Annotated in this window: 15 protein-coding genes; 10 read left to right on the top strand and 5 right to left on the bottom strand. The window is 45.1% G+C overall.

Translation table 11 applies throughout. The features are described 5' to 3' along the window. Positions 1-71 precede the first annotated feature (71 nt). Positions 72-326, bottom strand: a complete 255-nt coding sequence (locus H4O21_RS20590; protein ID WP_182810783.1) for a YkgJ family cysteine cluster protein — start codon at positions 324-326, stop codon at positions 72-74. A gap of 319 nt (positions 327-645) precedes the next feature. Between H4O21_RS20590 and H4O21_RS20585 the strand changes: the two genes are divergently transcribed. From H4O21_RS20585 to H4O21_RS20545, 9 genes are all read left to right on the top strand, one after another. Further along, positions 646-924 (top strand): peptidylprolyl isomerase, encoded by a 279-nt coding sequence (locus tag H4O21_RS20585; RefSeq protein ID WP_220495773.1) that lies wholly within the window; start codon positions 646-648, stop codon positions 922-924. A gap of 169 nt (positions 925-1,093) precedes the next feature. Next, complete coding sequence (locus H4O21_RS20580; RefSeq protein WP_182810782.1) at positions 1,094-3,502, top strand: sensor domain-containing diguanylate cyclase; 2,409 nt, start codon at positions 1,094-1,096, stop codon at positions 3,500-3,502. A gap of 160 nt (positions 3,503-3,662) precedes the next feature. Continuing rightward, positions 3,663-4,751 carry a YbaY family lipoprotein gene (locus tag H4O21_RS20575; RefSeq protein WP_182810781.1) on the top strand — a complete coding sequence of 363 codons (1,089 nt, stop codon included), beginning with the start codon at positions 3,663-3,665 and terminating at the stop codon, positions 4,749-4,751. A 225-nt stretch (positions 4,752-4,976) separates the two neighbouring features. Then, positions 4,977-5,993 carry a bifunctional helix-turn-helix transcriptional regulator/GNAT family N-acetyltransferase gene (locus H4O21_RS20570; protein WP_255487398.1) on the top strand — a complete coding sequence of 339 codons (1,017 nt, stop codon included), beginning with the start codon at positions 4,977-4,979 and terminating at the stop codon, positions 5,991-5,993. Positions 5,994-6,056: 63 nt separating this feature from the next. Further along, positions 6,057-6,851: an AzlC family ABC transporter permease gene (locus tag H4O21_RS20565; protein ID WP_182810780.1), complete on the top strand. Its 795-nt coding sequence runs from the start codon at positions 6,057-6,059 to the stop codon at positions 6,849-6,851. After that, on the top strand, positions 6,848-7,171 hold the full coding sequence (locus H4O21_RS20560) for an AzlD domain-containing protein (RefSeq protein WP_182810779.1): 324 nt from the start codon (positions 6,848-6,850) through the stop codon (positions 7,169-7,171). The genes H4O21_RS20565 and H4O21_RS20560 overlap by 4 nt, the downstream gene beginning before the upstream one ends. Before the next feature lie 200 nt (positions 7,172-7,371). Next, the gene (locus H4O21_RS20555; protein ID WP_182810778.1) at positions 7,372-8,826 is read left to right on the top strand and encodes a DEAD/DEAH box helicase; all 1,455 of its coding nucleotides are present in this window, start codon (positions 7,372-7,374) and stop codon (positions 8,824-8,826) included. 240 nt (positions 8,827-9,066) lie between these two features. Beyond that, on the top strand, positions 9,067-9,576 hold the full coding sequence (locus H4O21_RS20550; RefSeq protein ID WP_182810777.1) for a hypothetical protein: 510 nt from the start codon (positions 9,067-9,069) through the stop codon (positions 9,574-9,576). A gap of 196 nt (positions 9,577-9,772) precedes the next feature. Beyond that, positions 9,773-10,213 (top strand): MaoC family dehydratase, encoded by a 441-nt coding sequence (locus tag H4O21_RS20545; protein ID WP_182810776.1) that lies wholly within the window; start codon positions 9,773-9,775, stop codon positions 10,211-10,213. An 11-nt stretch (positions 10,214-10,224) separates the two neighbouring features. Here H4O21_RS20545 and H4O21_RS20540 read toward each other — a convergent pair whose 3' ends face one another. After that, positions 10,225-11,154: a DMT family transporter gene (locus H4O21_RS20540; protein ID WP_182810775.1), complete on the bottom strand. Its 930-nt coding sequence runs from the start codon at positions 11,152-11,154 to the stop codon at positions 10,225-10,227. 207 nt (positions 11,155-11,361) lie between these two features. Here H4O21_RS20540 and H4O21_RS20535 point away from each other — a divergent pair, with 207 nt between their 5' ends. Then, positions 11,362-12,291: a LysR substrate-binding domain-containing protein gene (locus H4O21_RS20535; protein ID WP_182810774.1), complete on the top strand. Its 930-nt coding sequence runs from the start codon at positions 11,362-11,364 to the stop codon at positions 12,289-12,291. Between the two features lie 263 nt (positions 12,292-12,554). Here the strand turns inward: H4O21_RS20535 and H4O21_RS20530 are convergent, their stop codons facing one another. From H4O21_RS20530 to H4O21_RS20520, 3 genes are all read right to left on the bottom strand, one after another. Next, positions 12,555-13,328 (bottom strand): EAL domain-containing protein, encoded by a 774-nt coding sequence (locus H4O21_RS20530; RefSeq protein WP_182810773.1) that lies wholly within the window; start codon positions 13,326-13,328, stop codon positions 12,555-12,557. A 626-nt stretch (positions 13,329-13,954) separates the two neighbouring features. Then, positions 13,955-14,371: a YccF domain-containing protein gene (locus tag H4O21_RS20525; RefSeq protein WP_182810772.1), complete on the bottom strand. Its 417-nt coding sequence runs from the start codon at positions 14,369-14,371 to the stop codon at positions 13,955-13,957. 256 nt (positions 14,372-14,627) lie between these two features. Beyond that, the gene (locus H4O21_RS20520) at positions 14,628-15,629 is read right to left on the bottom strand and encodes a transposase (RefSeq protein WP_182810771.1); all 1,002 of its coding nucleotides are present in this window, start codon (positions 15,627-15,629) and stop codon (positions 14,628-14,630) included. Positions 15,630-16,099: the final 470 nt, after the last annotated feature.

The following is a 16,099-nucleotide window of genomic DNA, read 5'->3' as shown; positions in this document are numbered from 1 at the left end:
ACTGTTTCAGATGTTATATTAATTCACTGGATAGCCCGATGCCTCGGGCTATACAGAACGTCGATAAGAGATCAGCCAGTACAGTTTTCCAGCTCTGTAATCAGCCTGATCGCTTCCTCTCCATTGCTACCACAGACATAGTCCGCGGGCTGAAAGTCACCACATACCTTTGGCCGTTCAGGTTTTCCGAATAGCTCGCAAAGCAAACTTTCCATCAGGTGAGCACAGCGCACTCCGGCAGGTTTACCATTGGGCATTGCAGGCATTGCAGAACTTATGCTCGGAGCGATACAGCAGGCACCACAACCCATCCGGCATTCCGTCATAGCTTTTTCTCCTGTGCGTTGGCCCCGATACTATAAAGATAGGTATTGTAGCCATTGCAAGGGAGAATAACAAAGCAGATGAAAACGGGTGGAAATCACACAGTAGTGTCTTTGGTTATGGCTATAATGATGTCTTTCGCCACATAAAAGCAACCACGTTGCTAAGATCCGTAACACTAAGGATTGTAAAAGATAGTGATTCTATTGAACCAGATCATGAAAAACGTATCAAATAGGATTGCCACTGTCATATAGAAGCGTCAGGATAAGTCTGTATGACCTGAAATAATACTGATATGAATTAACAGGAGCCAGAATCATGTCTCAAGCTACAGCCCGCCACATTCTGGTGGCTTCGGAAGAGCAGTGCTTAAACCTGAAATCTGAAATTGAGTCGGGTAAAGACTTTGCAGATATTGCCAGAGAGCATTCTCTGTGCCCTTCAGGTGCTCAGGGTGGGGATCTGGGATCTTTTCGTCCGGGGCAGATGGTACCGGAATTTGATAAAGTGGTTTTTTCATCGGATCTGAATACAGTAATGGGGCCGGTGCAGACTCAGTTTGGATACCATCTTCTGGAAGTGACCAGCCGTTCGTGAGCCTTTCTGGCTTTAAAAAACCACTGTCAGGGTGATTCGACAGTGGTTTTTTCGTATTCAGCCATTCTGGCTTTCTATTTTTACCAACAGGGCGTTCTATCTGGTAAAATGCCGCTTTGAAAAGTGGGTGTCTTTGCCTGATTATAACGTTGTTCTGTCGAGAGAAATAATGGATTGGCTGAAAGGAAAAAAGCACTTTTTTCTCTTCGTTTCACTTCTGATTGCATTCATTGATGCTTCCCTTCTGTTTATTAATTACCGTTTATCCAGTACTGCTTTTTATTCTGCTATAGAAACAGAAAGTAAAGATCTCAATGCTGCCTTTCACGCTCTTGTTGATCAGACTGGGGAACATCTTGAGCTGATGGCGGCATATATTGCTAATGATGATGATGTAATACGCTTGATTAATGAGGGCGGTTTGGCTGTTAAGCATGAGGGAGGGGGAGCAGGGGAGCACATAAGTGGCTTAATACGCCAGGAGTTGTATGAAAGTGTCGTCTCGAAATGGCGCTATATTCAGGATCATTCCGATATTTATCAACTGAGCTTTTATTCTGGTGTCAAGGGACTTAATTTTTTGAGGGTGCATCGCCCGGAGTACTTTGGGGATACATTACCAGACTCCCGACGCTTGTTTAATCAGGTCATTCAATCTGGTGAAACCGTAAGTGGTATTGAAACAGGACGTTATGCTTCTAACCTGAGTGGTCTGGCACCTGTGTTTCATTTTGATATGGATTCTGGAAACAGACTGATATCAGGTGTCGTAGAGGTAGGCTCTAGTTTTCAGAAGGATTTGCTTGGTTTCCAGAAAAGATTGCAAGCAGGGGCTGGAGTAATGTTACCGGATAGCCATCACTCTCTGGAGGCAGGTAAGAAGTATCCTGATCAGGTAGCTCACCTGCCGTGTGATTGTGTGATTGATGAGGCATCTGATTTCGGTGTGCTGAAGATGTTGTTAAGCCAGCATGTTGTAGGTGGCCTTTCTCTGACAGAGATGAATAATATGATTATTCCCGTAGAGGGAAGATATTATGCGTTTATGGTCCATGATTTATATCCATCATCAGATGGCCTGGAAAAGGGTTTAAATGCTGAACAGAACCCGGTTCAGGGAAATCTTGTATTCTGGCTGGATTACACCACGCAATATCAATCATATAAACAGTCTCTGCAGTTGAATGCTTTACTGGCACTGATGGCTTTTGTGATTGTAGAGCTTCTTATTCTTGTTGCGATACGGTTTTATACCCGCCGTCTTGAGTCCGATGTTTATATTAAAACTAAAGAACTCTCTTGTAGTGAACAACAGCTGAAAACTGCTCAGAAACTGGCTCATATTGGTCATTGGGAGTGGAATCTCAAAACAGACGTAACATCATTCTCAGATGAAGTGGTCCGTATTCTGGCTTTTGAACAGGGAGAGAAACTGTCGTATCAGACGTTCTTATCCCGAGTACATGCTGATGACAGAGAGGAAGTAGACACGGCCCTCCGGCAAGCAATTAAAGGAGGAGGGTGCAATCTGGTACATAAAATTGTACGTCCGAATGGAAAAATTCGTCATATCAGAGAACGGGTCGTTGTAGCCAGAGACCAGGCAGGGCAGTCGATTAGCATGTTGGGTACCATGCAGGATATTACTCCTCAGATTGAGTTACAGAGAGCCCTGGAAGCAAAAGAATATCTTTACAGACAGATGTTTGAACGCAATAAAGCTGTCAAGCTGCTTATTGATCCTGCCTCTGGGAGCATTGTAGATGCCAATCCGGCGGCAGTAGAGTATTACGGATATAAGCTGGATGTACTTCGTTCAATGAACATTGAGGATATTAATATTCTGTCTCAGGAAGAGATTAGTGAAGCGATATGTCGGGCAAATGATGAAAGTAAGCCATTTTTTCACTTCCAGCATAGACTCTGTAGTGGGGAGGTCAGAGATGTGGAGGTTTATTCAGGCCCTGTCAGTCTGGATGGAGAAGAATACCTCAATTCTATAGTCTTTGATGTGACTGAAAGAAACCAGCTGTTTCGGGATTTGGAGCAAGTCGCGTTTTTTGATGCGCTGACATCGTTGCCTAATCGCCGGAGCATCGACAACTATGCTGAAAAACTGATGGCTGGTGCATTATCGGGGGAAGCATCGTGCTCTGTTATTATGCTGGATATTGATCATTTTAAACGTTTCAACGATACCTGGGGACATGATGCCGGAGATCTGGTGCTTCAGAAGGTTGCTATGATTCTGAAGAGGTCCGCAGGTGTCAGTGGTTTTGCAGGTCGCTTTGGTGGGGAGGAGTTCATTATTCTGCTATCCGGGGGGGATTATTCAGCGGCACTATCAATTGCAGAAAATACTGTTCGTTCTGTCAGAGAGTCCAGAATTCAGATCAGTGATGAAGTCGTTCAGGTAACCATATCTGCCGGGGTAGCGACATTAATGAAAAATGGACATTGTCTGTATCATAAGACGATAGAAGAACGAGGTCCGATAACAAAATTCAAGCAACTGGTTAAGCAGGCCGATGAGTGCCTTTATCTGGCTAAAATGGAGGGCCGGAACTGCGCCAGATAATTGATTCTTATAGGAAATAATTATTACATTAGGCTGGTCTGATTTTTTTGAAGGCGAGAAAAAATTACATTTTTATAAGCCTTGTTATATCAGGCTGCCAGTGTTTATATCAACGTTTAACTGAGTATATTCTGGTTCGAAAGTCATGGTGTTTTCTGATATGTTAAAAATCCTTTGGATTGCTTTATTGTCTTTTCTGATAACCGCTTGTGCAGGAAAACAGATCCCTGAACAGAACAAAGTACCACCTTCAGCTTCTTCTGACCGGGTTGAAGCTGGCAATCCATATGCTGTCGTCTCAGGAAAGATCGCTTATGGTGAACAAATTACGCTGAAGCCCGATAGCCTGGTCAGAGTTGTTCTGCTGGAAGGAGACCGGAGCAGCGGACAGATGACATCTGAAGTTAAAGAGCAGATTTTTCGGACTGATTATGAACAACCCCTTCGTTTTGAGCTGAAATACCCCAGGGCCAGTATTACTCTGGATAAAATTTATGGCATCCAGGCACATATCTTTTCTGCGGATGAACGTCTGATTTTTACCATGCCGGTACCGGTTCAGGTTTTTAAGCATGATTCTGCGCAGGCTATTCAGGATAAAAATATAACCCTGATGCTGGAAAGGGTGCCTTTCATCAGGTCCGGGCAGAAAAATAAAGATCCGGCATCACAGGCTAAGGTATATCGTTGTCCGAATCTCTTATTCAGTACCAGTCTTCATAATGGAGATCTGGCACTGTATTTACCTGATGAGATGCTGATGCTGAAACCTTCCGCTAACTCAGAACAAAATCAGTATCGCCATGGGGATACTTTATTTCTGAGTCAGGGCGGTAAGAGCATGTTGTCCTGGAATGGGACTATTTTCAGTCACTGTTTACGCCAGCCAGAGCTGGAGTCAGAAGATCCCCTTGTCAGTCGCCCAATTGTTTTCCGGGCTGTAGGAAATAATCCAGACTGGTTACTGGAAGTTGAGCAAAATTACAGTATTAATCTATTGATGGATTATGGGCAGATTCGCTATAGCTGGCCTGCCGGTAAAGTGGATAATGTTTCTCAGTCTTACTGGCAGTTACCGGAAACCTTCTCTACCCCCATGGCTGATGTTCGGGTTTCACAGGAGCTCTGTAAATTGGAAGCTCATAGTAATATTTCCCGTAATCAAATTGCAGTGACTCTGATAAGCCGTGATGGTCAGAAGAAAACACTGACCGGATGCGGTCATTCCCTGTTAGATTCTATCAAATGATATTTCTATACCGGGGATCGTTTTTCTGCAGTACGGAGCATATTGCATTCATACCTCATACAGGTTGAAAAGATCCCGTAGTCCGTCTCTGAATCAATTCAGTGTAGATATATAAGCGATATTTCGTTTCTTCAATTGTTTCTCTGGATACAAAAAGTTATATGCGAAAGAGAGGGTTTGCTTTATTATGTAACCAGTTACGTATCTGGTTACCAGGTTTGATATATGAATCATGATCAAATGCAAAAGTTTGGTAGTTTATCTCTGGGCAGCAGACTGAAAAGGTTATCTGACCGTCTGATGCAGGATGTTACTCAGATCTATCAGGCAAGAGGGCTGGCACTGAATCCGTCCTTTTTTCCTCTGTTTAATCTGCTGTTGCAGAACGGGGCTCTGTCTGTCACTGAAGCAGCAGAGATGCTGGGAGTCAGTCACCCTGCGGTCAGTAAAGTGGCTCGCAAAATGATGGATGAGGGCTGGCTGAATAAAAAAGCAGATCCCTCTGATGAGCGTCGTCAGCAGATGTATCTGACAGATCAGAGTAATTGCTTACTGGAAGAGATTCAGCCGGTCTGGCATGAAATCAAAAGTTATCTGGATGAGTTAATGGACCGTCAGGAAGATCATTTCCTTCGCTCATTAAATGACTTTGAACGCCGGATTGATCAGGAGGGCTTTGTCAGTTCTGTGCTGGAGCGTCTGAATATGCGCTCCAGAGTAGCTGAAGTACGTATTGCAGGCTGGCAGCCTGAGCTGAAAAGACATTTTCAGCGTCTGAATCAGAACTGGCTGGATAGATATTTTGATGGTGAATTAACAGAGCTGGATAAACAGGCTCTGGGAAATCCTGAAAGTTACTATCTGGCGAAAGGCGGATATATCTGGTTTGCAGGTTTGAATGATCGGAATGTACTGAACCAGAGTAACCCTGAAAGCAGTCCTGCAGAGGACAGTGTCATTGTGGGTACTGTGGCTCTGGCCCGGCATAGCGCCGAGTTGTTTGAGATCTCAAAAATGGGAGTCGCCGCAGATATCCAGGGGATGGGGATCGGAAGGCAGTTACTTCTGGTTGCGCTGGATAAAGCCAGAGAACTCGGTGCTAAAGAGGTCTATCTGGAAAGTGCCACTAAACTGGAGCGTGCAATCAGGCTGTACAGAAATATGGGATTTGTGGAAATACCGCATCCGGATGGCAAGTCTGTATACCCCAGATCAGATATTTATATGACGCTCACTTTATAAATGAAATAAGCAATCAGGTATTCAGATACCTGTATAAGGTAAACGTTTTAACGGAGCAAAATTATGTCAGCTGATACAGTGACGGAAAATATACCGCAGGATGCCGAAGATAAACGGCACAACGCTGAGGGTAATGCGACTCCCAGGCAGGAGTTTTTCGCCGGAGCCAGAGCAACGATTCCTCTGATTGTTGGTGCGATTCCATTTGGCATTATTTTTGGGACCCTTGCAGAACCCAGTGGGCTATCTGCTTATGGCGCTATGGCGATGTCTCTGTTTGTCTTTGCCGGATCGGCTCAGTTTATCTCTCTGGGGCTGTTATCTGCCGGGGCTGCACTGCCGGTGATTATCGCCACGACGTTTATCGTTAACCTGAGGCATATGTTGTACTCCGCCAACCTGGTGCCTAAGGTGCGCCATTTACCTCAGAGGTGGCGTATTGCAATGGCCTTTGGCCTGACTGATGAAACATTCGCCGCAGTCAGTAACCGCTATCTGCTTCAGGATGATATTCGCCATGCTCATTGGTTCTATCTGGGATCATTTCTGGCGATGTATAGCAACTGGGTGCTGTGTACCTTGCTCGGTATTGCTCTGGGAGAGCTGTTTCCGGATATGACTAAGTGGGGACTGGATTTTGCGATGTCGGTGACCTTTATTGGTATGGTGGTACCTTATCTGAAGAATAAACCGATGTGGGCAGCTGTGATAGTAGCTGGTGCTATGGCTATTGCGACGGTAGCTTTACCGCATAAATTAGGACTTATCGTAGCAGCTATTTGTGGTATTGCTACAGGCCTGTCATTCCACTTGCTGGAGAAAAAACGTAATACTCAGGCTGGAGGGGAGTTCTCATGAATGAAGTCTTATTGATCATCGGTATGTTTCTGGCGACTTTCTCTACCCGGTATCTGTTATTTGCTGTTGCCGGGAGAGTCCACTTTCCCGAATGGCTGAGTACAGGACTGAGCTTTGTACCGCCGGCAGTGTTAACCGCGATTGTTTTTCCGGCCGTGTTAATGCCAGAAGGGGAGATGTGGTTTTCTCTGGATAACCCCTGGTTATTAGCAGGTATCGGAGCCGTTATTATCGCTCTGGTGCGTAAAGATCTGCTGACCACTATTGTGGGCGGCATGGCTATTTTTATTACACTTAAATTTGTCGTGGGGCTGGGCTGAAACGACTTAAATAACAGTTATGATATCTGTTGATACAGTTAGCATGACTGTTTTACCCCTAGCACCTGTTCCTGGCTGAGATCAATACCATTCATAGTTAAGTCTGTTATGTGCTGGGCTGCGTTATATGGTAAAGTGCGCAGCCTTTCTGCCGCCGGACATCGTGCGGTTTGTATCGACTCTTCTGCCTGAGATGCTCTATGACATTTTCAATATCCGGATTAAGTGAATCTATTCTGAGTGCTGTTCGCGAACAGGGTTATAACGAACCTACGCCGATTCAGGCTCAGGCGATACCGGCAATTCTGGCTGGTCAGGATGTCATCGCAGAAGCTCAGACCGGGTCTGGTAAAACGGCAGCTTTCTTGCTGCCAGTGCTGGAACAGTTGTCAAAAGGAGAGACACAGAAAGCGAAACGTATCCGGGCTCTGGTGCTCGCGCCGACTCGTGAGCTGGCATTGCAGGTAAATGATGCTTGTCGGGTCTATAGTCAGAACCTCGAACTGACGTCAATGGCGATGTTCGGCGGCGTTGACGCTGAAGAGCAGAAGCAGGGGCTGATTGATGGTGTTGATGTTCTGATTGCAACACCAGGTCGTTTGCTGGATATGATTTATCAGAAAGCCATTCGTTTTGATGAGCTGGATGTTCTGATTCTGGATGAAGCAGACCGTATGCTGGATATGGGCTTTATCTCTGACATCAGAAAGATACTGGAACGTCTGCCTGAACAGTGCCAGAGTTTGCTGTTTTCAGCTACGATGAGTGATGGAGTACAACAACTGGCGCAAACGCTGACCTCAGATGCGGTCAGTTTTTCTGTGGCAGATGACCCGTCTGCCCGTCCTCGCATTGAACAGTGGCTGGTTACGGTAGATAAAGACCAGAAATCGGCATTACTCAGTCATCTGATTACAGATCTTCAATGGCAACAGGCGCTTATTTTTATCCGCACTAAACACGGTGCCGCTAAACTGGCAGATCAGCTGGCGAAAAGAGGCATTCAGGCTGAAGCGATTCATGGCGATCGTAGTCAGGCTGTAAGGACACAGTTACTGGATGACTTCAGAAGCGGAAAACTGTCCTTTTTGATTGCCACTGGTGTGGCCGCACGTGGGATCGATATTGATCTGCTGGAACGTGTCGTGAACTATGATCTGCCAGATGATTCTGAAGATTATATCCATCGTATTGGCCGTACTGGTCGTGCCGGAGCCTCAGGTCAGGCCATCTCCCTGTTATCAAAAGATGACTTTAAACGTTTGTGTGCCATTGAAAGTCGTCTGGGGCATTTACTGGAACGTCGGGAAGTTGAAGGCTTTATTCCGAGAAAAGCGGTGCCTGTCTCCATTTTGAATTATGTGCCGAAGCATAAGCGAGAAGGTAATGAAGCCGGTACTTCCGGTGATGACAGAAACAAGGGTAAACGACGTTCTTCAGGAGGATCTGGTGCAGGTAAATCGAATGCAGGCGGCAGACGTCACACCGGTGATAAGCATGGCTCTGGTCAGAAAAGAGCAAACCGGCGTTCTGATCAGGATAGAAGTAAAGGAACTGACCGAAAACCTGCTGTGAACTCTGGCAACAAAACAAACAATTCCGATCCATGGGCTGCCTGGAATGACAAGAAAGATCGTAAGCTTGATCGTTCATAATCGTCAGGAGTGTTTTTTGTTTTTCTGAAGATGGCAGGCTGATTATGAGCCTGCCATTTTTCTTAATCAGTTCAGCTAAACCTTGTTGCTTTATTCTTTAGTCCTGGATTATCCGTTTTCCTTTCTGAATCATTGGCTTAGTCGTTATCCTGTCTGCAGGTGTATCGGATAGCTGTCCGATACACCTGCACAATTGATGTATTACAGATGTATCTGAATCAGAGTCACAGGACTACAATAATGATAAAACGACAATGGGATCTTAAATCTGCATTAATCTGGAGCTATATTCTGATTGCTCTGGTAACCGGACTGATTCTGCACTTTGCCGGAGAGAATCGTCACAGAAGCCTGATCCATAACCTGGGGGCCGGAAGCCTCTGGCCGATGACGATTATGAAAACGTATCCTCAAATTGATGCCTCATCACCGGAACAGTTTGATCTGAGCTTTGATCTGGTCGAGGGGAGTCATCCCGGAGATATCAAAGGGCATCGTTTATTTTCAGAAGCTCTGGGGTTAGCTTCTTACTATATCTATATTCAGCAACAGACTGATGCCGAGCTGAAAGCCCTCAGTGACTTTTCTCACCTTGATCTGGGTTCCAATACTTTGTTCCGAAAATTGTTTAAGCAACCGGATATTCGTATGCAGGTTGCAAAGCAGTTTGATGGTATGACATTTGGCGATATTGTGGCCCAAAGGGATAGCATTAAAGAATCAGTACAGCAGGCTCTGGCTAAGCGCTGATTTTGAAAATCATGCTAAATATCTGAGCAATATTACTCTGTCAGCACTGACGTATTCTCCAGTTAACAGCTGGAGAACAAGGCAAGGTACTCTCAGGTATGACTGACAGTCATTATCGCTATTCATCTGCGTAGTTTCTTTTCACCCGTGATCAGGGTAACAATGAGTGCTTTGTTAATACTTAACGGAGCATTGAATGACTCGCTATCTGGATGATTTTACGGAAGGTGAAGTAATTAAGGGGCCTGGTTTTACGCTGAGCGAAGGCCAGATTCTGGATTTTGCCCTGACCTATGACCCTCAGCCTTTTCATATTGATAATCAGGCGGCGGCAGAAGGGCCATATGGTGGCCTGATCGCCAGTGGTTTCCAGACACTGGCTCTGTGCTTCAGGATGATTGTTCAGTCTGGTGTCTTTCAGACGGTCAGTATGGGTGGTCCAGGGATTGATGAACTTCGTTTTCTGGCTCCGGTACGTCCGGGAGATACGATTACGCCGTCGGCGACGATCCTCTCTGTGACGCCATCTCGCTCAAAGCCTGACAGAGGCGTGCTGAAAATCCAGTTTCGTGGATATAATCAGCACGGTGATGAGGTGATCAGCTTTATTGTTATTATGATGGGCCGCAGGCACTGACAAAACAGATATCAGCTATTCCGGGCTTCTCGTTTTCTGTCCAGATGAATCAGACATAAACCGGAGCCCAGAATGATGGCCGTGCCTGTCCATGTCAGAATGTCAGGATAATCGCCAAACACCAGATAGCCTAATGCTGTTGCACTGATAATTTCCAGATACCTGAGAGGTGCCAGCGTCGTTGCCTTACTCAGGCTGAATGCTGTGCTGATCATCCAGTGAGTTAAAGCGGAAAAGAACCCCAGTAATATCAACAAGTGCCAGTGAGGCAACTGTATCGGAGACCAGTCCAGCAGTTCAGCACCACTGATTTGCCCTGTCAGCAGTATTGCCCCCATCATTATAATCCCTGCCAGACTGATATAAGCTTGCATTTCTGAGGTAGCAATCTGACTGCGTACAGTACGTACGGTAATCAGATAAAGAGCATAAAACAGGGCTGCCAGCATAGGTAACACTGATGACCAGCCATATAATTGAAAGTTAGGCCGGATAACCACCAGAGCACCGGCCAGTCCCACCAGGGCCAGCAGATATTTAATTGGTGCTGATTTCTCTTTTAGTAACAGAGAGGACAACAGCATAACCAGCAAGGGTTCAATAAAGAATAGTGCCACAGCGTTAGCAACCGGCATAGAAACCAGAGACCAGACCATAGATGTGACAGCCAGATTGACCAGCAAACTGGCGATAAGTAATTTTTTAGTGAGAGCCGCTGAATGAATTAACCGGGGCAGGCCCCGTATGGCAACCAGCAGAAATACTGCCTGAAAAGCGACACGCAAAAAACTGATCTGTACCGGACCCAGATCTTTGGACAGCAGTTTCGCCAGTACATCAACAGAAGGGATCAGCAGCATGGCCAGAATCATAATCCAGAGTCCGTTTTGTTGCTGTGCATTGTCGTGTCTATTAAAGCGGGATAAAAAAGATAAACTCATTGACGGATATTCTCTACAACAATCAATCTCTCTGACACTGACGGGGTTATCTTTCGGTCCGGTATCTCTGTATAGGTAATAGCAGAGCGATAGACGCAAAAGATAAACCGAGGATTTCAGGTCATTTAACAGTTGGCAGATGCTATCAAGTAATTTTTCTGATAAAAAACGATTAATACTGAAATTTTTATATAGAAAATCTAAACAATGAAAATGGATCGTCGACAACTCCCTCTTAATGCACTCCGGGCCTTTGAAGCGGCAGCAATCAGCTGTCATCTGGGCAGGGCGGCAGAACAGCTAGGGGTTACTCAGGGAGCTGTCAGTCAGCAGATACGCAGCTTAGAAACCTCCCTGGGGCAAGAATTATTTGTCAGAAAGCATAAACGGCTATACCTGAGTCCCGCTGGTCAGCGTTTGCTGGATGCCGTGAGCGAAGGCCTGGACAGAATGACTCAGGGGATAATCCAGTTGGATGCTGACAGCCAGTCTATGGCTGGAGAGTTGGTTCTATGTTCTACACCCTCAATTACTAATAACCTGTTGATGTCGGTGATAGGACGGTTTAACCGGACTTATCCTGAGGTATCTATCCGACTCAGTCAGATTGTGCCGAATGCCAGGGTTCTGCCTGATGAATTTGATGTCTGTGTCTGTTTTGGCCTGCCGGATGATACATCTCATCTTGAAACCCGGCGTTTGCATACTACAAGGCTGTATCCGGTGGCATCGCCATCATTGACATTGCACAGGCCTGCTATTGAAGATGGTGCAGAACTGCTGAATTACCCTTTACTGCATGACAGAGCCAAAGGATGGACCCATTGGTTTAATCAATTTGCCAACGGTGAGGTAAAAGGACTGGAGGCTAATATTTTTTACAGCGACAACTATCAATCGCTTATGGCTGCGAGGCTGGGGCAGGGGGTTGCTCTGGCAGAGTATTATGAAGTAGCAGCAGATCTGACATCGGGACAGCTGATGCTATTGCATAATAAGGGTATTGAGATGGGGATTGATAGTTATCTGGTGCTACCAAAAAAAGATCGACAAACGCTGCGAGGGCGAGTTTTTGCTGATTTTATTGAGCAACATCTGGAAGATCTGGCCAGCCATTTTCCACCGGATAAGGCCTGATGCGGTCTGGTATATAAAGTAAGCTACTGATCGTAAAAGAAAAGAGAGAGGTATGCTGATATATTTTCAGAAAAAATGGTCGGGGTTACATAAAAAAGTCCTGTCTGCTCAAGGAGAGCCAGACAGAACTAATGACCAATAAAACATGGTAATGTTTTAACTATTGGCAATGAGGATAAACCGTTCCGTAGTGCTTTACGGAATGGAAGATACACTGGATCACCAGGAAAAACGGAATGATCCATTCTATTGATTCTTTTGGCTCAGAATTTTTCAATAGCGACTTCTGGCAATGACTCAAAGCCGGGGCGAGCAAAATAATAGCCCTGAAACAGATCAATGCCCTGATCTTTCAGCCAGAGATATTCCTCTTTCAGCTCGATTCCTTCCGCAAGCAGCTCCAGTTTCAGCTCATGGCATACCAGAATAATTCCTTTAATGATGGCTTGTTTTCTGGAATGCATATGTATATCTGTAATGAGTTCACGATCCAGTTTTATCGTGTCTGGTTCGTAATCAGCCAGAAGGTTCAGACCAGAGTAGCCTGCGCCAAAATCATCAATGGCTGTTCTGAATCCCATTGCTTTATAACTATTAATAATTCTGACCAGGTGTTGTTTATCTTTGACTTCTTCACCTTCGGTGACTTCAAAAACAATCTTTTCTAATGGAAAACCATAGCGATTGGCTGCATCCAGCGTTGTTCGAATACATAAATGAGGCTCGTAAACGGCATTCGGTGTGAAGTTCAGGTTCAGATATGTCGTCAGATTAAGCTCCACTGCTTTTTTAATAGCTGTCACTCGACAGGCCTGATCGAACTGATAAATATTGGTTTCATCTATATGCTGAAAAATAGTACCTGCAGGCTCTCCATCTGTGCCTCTTACCAGAGCCTCATAAGATTCAATGGATCTGGTACTTGCCCGGACAATAGGCTGAAAGGCGAAGCTGAAACTGAATGGAAGCTGTGCAAGGTTTCTGCAACGATCACATGAAGGTAACTCCGATGCGCCTTTTTCCGATATGCATGTCATCCGTTTTCCCACCTGAGAGTTGCTATAAACAAGATTAAACTTTTTTATACGGTAAAGTGTATATTATAGATTGTTATAGGGTGGGAGGCTAATGAATGGCCATGATACTTCATGGAGAACGCACTAAATTAGTCTGTTTTATAAGCGCCCTGTCAGACATTTTTGGAGTTTTTAGGCACTATGGATAAAAAAAGCCCATCCAGATATCGGCAGAAGTGGATGGGCTATAATATCGCTCATCGATTAAACCTATGCGATTACAATGGGATTGAGTAACTAACCCATAATTCTATATGTTTTTAGCTGAATTCTGGATCACATCCTGAATAAAAATATTCAGTGAATATTTGAGAGATACGATTATTCCGACAAAATCGATACTTTATTCACGGAGATAATTTATTAATAGTAATGGGGCGCGGATATTACAGCCTGATTCCTTATGCTCTGCAGCAAGCCTGATACACGTTTGATCAGAGATAAAACGTTGGTGCTTCAGAAAACAATCTGGAGCGAGTCTTAAACCGTTATGGGAGAGGGGCTGACTATGCAGTATTGTCATAATGTAAAGCCAGAATACTCTGTATTCTGGCTTTTGTTGGTAAGCAAACGGTCTGATCGGTAACTTAATATTTTCTGGTTAAATCTTCTTTATTGACTACAGTCTGACCGACAGGAGCCAGTGATATCATCGCCAGTTTCAGGTGCTGCAGAGCAAAAGGAATTCCGATGATAGTCACAAAACACGCTACAGCAGACATCAGATGTCCCAGAGCCAGCCAGATTCCGGCAAAAATAAACCAGATGATGTTACCTATCATGCCCAGAGCACCTGTGCCCACATCTTCATGACCCGTTAGCTGATCACGGGAAATCGCTTCTTTACCGAATGGGAAGAAGGAAAATTTACCCAGCACGAAGCAGGAACGTCCCCAGGGAATACCTATAATTGAAATAAATGCCAGTACTCCAAAAAACCACCAGAGAAGCCCCATAAAGACTCCTCCCAGTAAAAACCACAATATATTACCCAGTGTTCTCATTGTTTCATGCTTCCTTTTGCGTTGTCTTATTTCTGACCCTGGATTGCCCGAAGGGTTGCATTTGATACCACGTTACTATAGCGGCTTCAGTCTCTTTATGGTCCTGTTTCAGACCCCGTGAGATTGTACCTGGCTTAAATGCTCTGGTGTCGCTTTCCCGTGGACTATTTTATCTCCAGTGAATGAAATTATCCTTAACTGACTGGCTGTATCCATTAGATCACCTCACATATCTGGGATAGTGCATGTGCTGTGGCTAAACGGATCTGTTGAATAAGGGATAGAACTGTTGGCTCTCCCTTAACCAACGACACCCCACCTGTTTGGCAAATGATTTAAGCTTGTCTAAATGCCCTATCGCCCGACATGGCTTGATACCAGATGGCTGCATCGCCTTAAGCCACTGCTCCGCATCAATATTCAAACGTGACAAAATAGGTGGGAAATGGCTAGAAATAGCGCCGCGTTTATCCTCTCGGGCGCAACGCCCCGTCCAATCCACTAGTTCAAGATAATCCGCTGGATCAAAAGCAATGGCAAACTCACTGTCTGCTTGTTCGGCTGAGAAGGGTTTCAACACAGGCTTATCGGGGGATGGTTCAGTATGGTCGGCTTCCGGTGCATACTCCCAAATCCGCTGCTGGATAGAAGTAAAATCCGACGCTTCGGGGCAATCTGAAATAGCAGCACGTACAGGATTCAGATCCACATAAGCCATGCAGGTCAGCAAACCCTGCTCATCTAATAACGCCTGGCTTTTAAAACGACCCTCCCAGAAGCGGCCTTTGCAGTTATCTTCCTCATTGGCTTTACGGGCGATATGCTCATTGAGGCAGCGCATAAACCAGCTGATATCCATAAGCCTTTCCCGCCACTCAGCGACAATCTCTGCAACTTTGTCCAGCTCCGCATCAGTTTGATATTCACCGCGTTTATAACGCTGAATCAACACAGGTCCAGTAAACAACTGAGTCCAACGGGCAATCACCTCATCATCGGACCAACTTTGTGCTTGCTGCTGGTTGATATACAACACCAGATGGTAGTGATTCGACATCAAAGCATAGGCACAGATATCAATGGCAAACATCTGATCTAACTGAACTAAACGATCAATAATCCACTGACGACGATGCTCAAATGATTGGCCTGAAAACTCATCCTCACCGCATAGAAAAGCCCGACGTACACAACGAGCAATACAGTGATAGTAGGGCGTATCGGAAGGACTGATTTGCTCACGGCGTGCGCGTGTCATGTGGGAATCCTCTGAAATTCTTTGGTGGCTGAATTCAGCGTAGACGAGGATTTTGGAGCTGTCTAATTTTTATGGGTGTCCTCTTGTTTTTCCGCATAGAAAAGCGCGACGCACACAACGAGCAATGCAGTGATAGTAGGGCGTATCGGTGGGACTGATTTGCTCACGGCGTGCGCGTGTCATGTGGGAATCCTCTGAAATTCCTTAGTGGCTGAATTCAGCGTAGACGAGGGTTTTGGAGCTGTCTAATTTTGTGGGTGTCCTTTCTTTTTTTTCTTTATATCGACATATATTGTCGCTATTGCCTTCAGGACCATTTTTACAAATAATGGTTGCCTAATTTTTATTTTTCAATAGGAGATCGTAATGACAGATTCTATTGGCTCTTCGACGTTTCATGTGGATTTACCTGATTGAACCTGTACCTCTATTGGGCTGCCAATCAGGTAAATCATATTGATAAAGTTCTT

It is taken from the genome of Oceanospirillum sediminis, from assembly GCF_014164585.1.
Classification (GTDB): Bacteria; Pseudomonadota; Gammaproteobacteria; order Pseudomonadales; family Halomonadaceae; genus Oceanospirillum; species Oceanospirillum sediminis.
The sequence above is the reverse complement of the archived record's forward strand: the minus strand, read 5'-3'. Positions and strand labels throughout refer to the sequence as shown.

Coding starts and splice junctions, on each gene's coding strand:
- H4O21_RS20570 (WP_255487398.1), top strand. CDS start 4,977: ATGAATCATGATCAAATGCAAAAGTTTGGTAGTTTATCTCTGGGCAGC.
- H4O21_RS20585 (WP_220495773.1), top strand. CDS start 646: ATGTCTCAAGCTACAGCCCGCCACATTCTGGTGGCTTCGGAAGAGCAG.
- H4O21_RS20580 (WP_182810782.1), top strand. CDS start 1,094: ATGGATTGGCTGAAAGGAAAAAAGCACTTTTTTCTCTTCGTTTCACTT.
- H4O21_RS20590 (WP_182810783.1), bottom strand. CDS start 326: ATGACGGAATGCCGGATGGGTTGTGGTGCCTGCTGTATCGCTCCGAGC.
- H4O21_RS20555 (WP_182810778.1), top strand. CDS start 7,372: ATGACATTTTCAATATCCGGATTAAGTGAATCTATTCTGAGTGCTGTT.
- H4O21_RS20540 (WP_182810775.1), bottom strand. CDS start 11,154: ATGAGTTTATCTTTTTTATCCCGCTTTAATAGACACGACAATGCACAG.
- H4O21_RS20525 (WP_182810772.1), bottom strand. CDS start 14,371: ATGAGAACACTGGGTAATATATTGTGGTTTTTACTGGGAGGAGTCTTT.
- H4O21_RS20545 (WP_182810776.1), top strand. CDS start 9,773: ATGACTCGCTATCTGGATGATTTTACGGAAGGTGAAGTAATTAAGGGG.
- H4O21_RS20550 (WP_182810777.1), top strand. CDS start 9,067: ATGATAAAACGACAATGGGATCTTAAATCTGCATTAATCTGGAGCTAT.
- H4O21_RS20565 (WP_182810780.1), top strand. CDS start 6,057: ATGTCAGCTGATACAGTGACGGAAAATATACCGCAGGATGCCGAAGAT.
- H4O21_RS20575 (WP_182810781.1), top strand. CDS start 3,663: ATGTTAAAAATCCTTTGGATTGCTTTATTGTCTTTTCTGATAACCGCT.
- H4O21_RS20535 (WP_182810774.1), top strand. CDS start 11,362: ATGAAAATGGATCGTCGACAACTCCCTCTTAATGCACTCCGGGCCTTT.
- H4O21_RS20530 (WP_182810773.1), bottom strand. CDS start 13,328: ATGACATGCATATCGGAAAAAGGCGCATCGGAGTTACCTTCATGTGAT.
- H4O21_RS20520 (WP_182810771.1), bottom strand. CDS start 15,629: ATGACACGCGCACGCCGTGAGCAAATCAGTCCTTCCGATACGCCCTAC.
- H4O21_RS20560 (WP_182810779.1), top strand. CDS start 6,848: ATGAATGAAGTCTTATTGATCATCGGTATGTTTCTGGCGACTTTCTCT.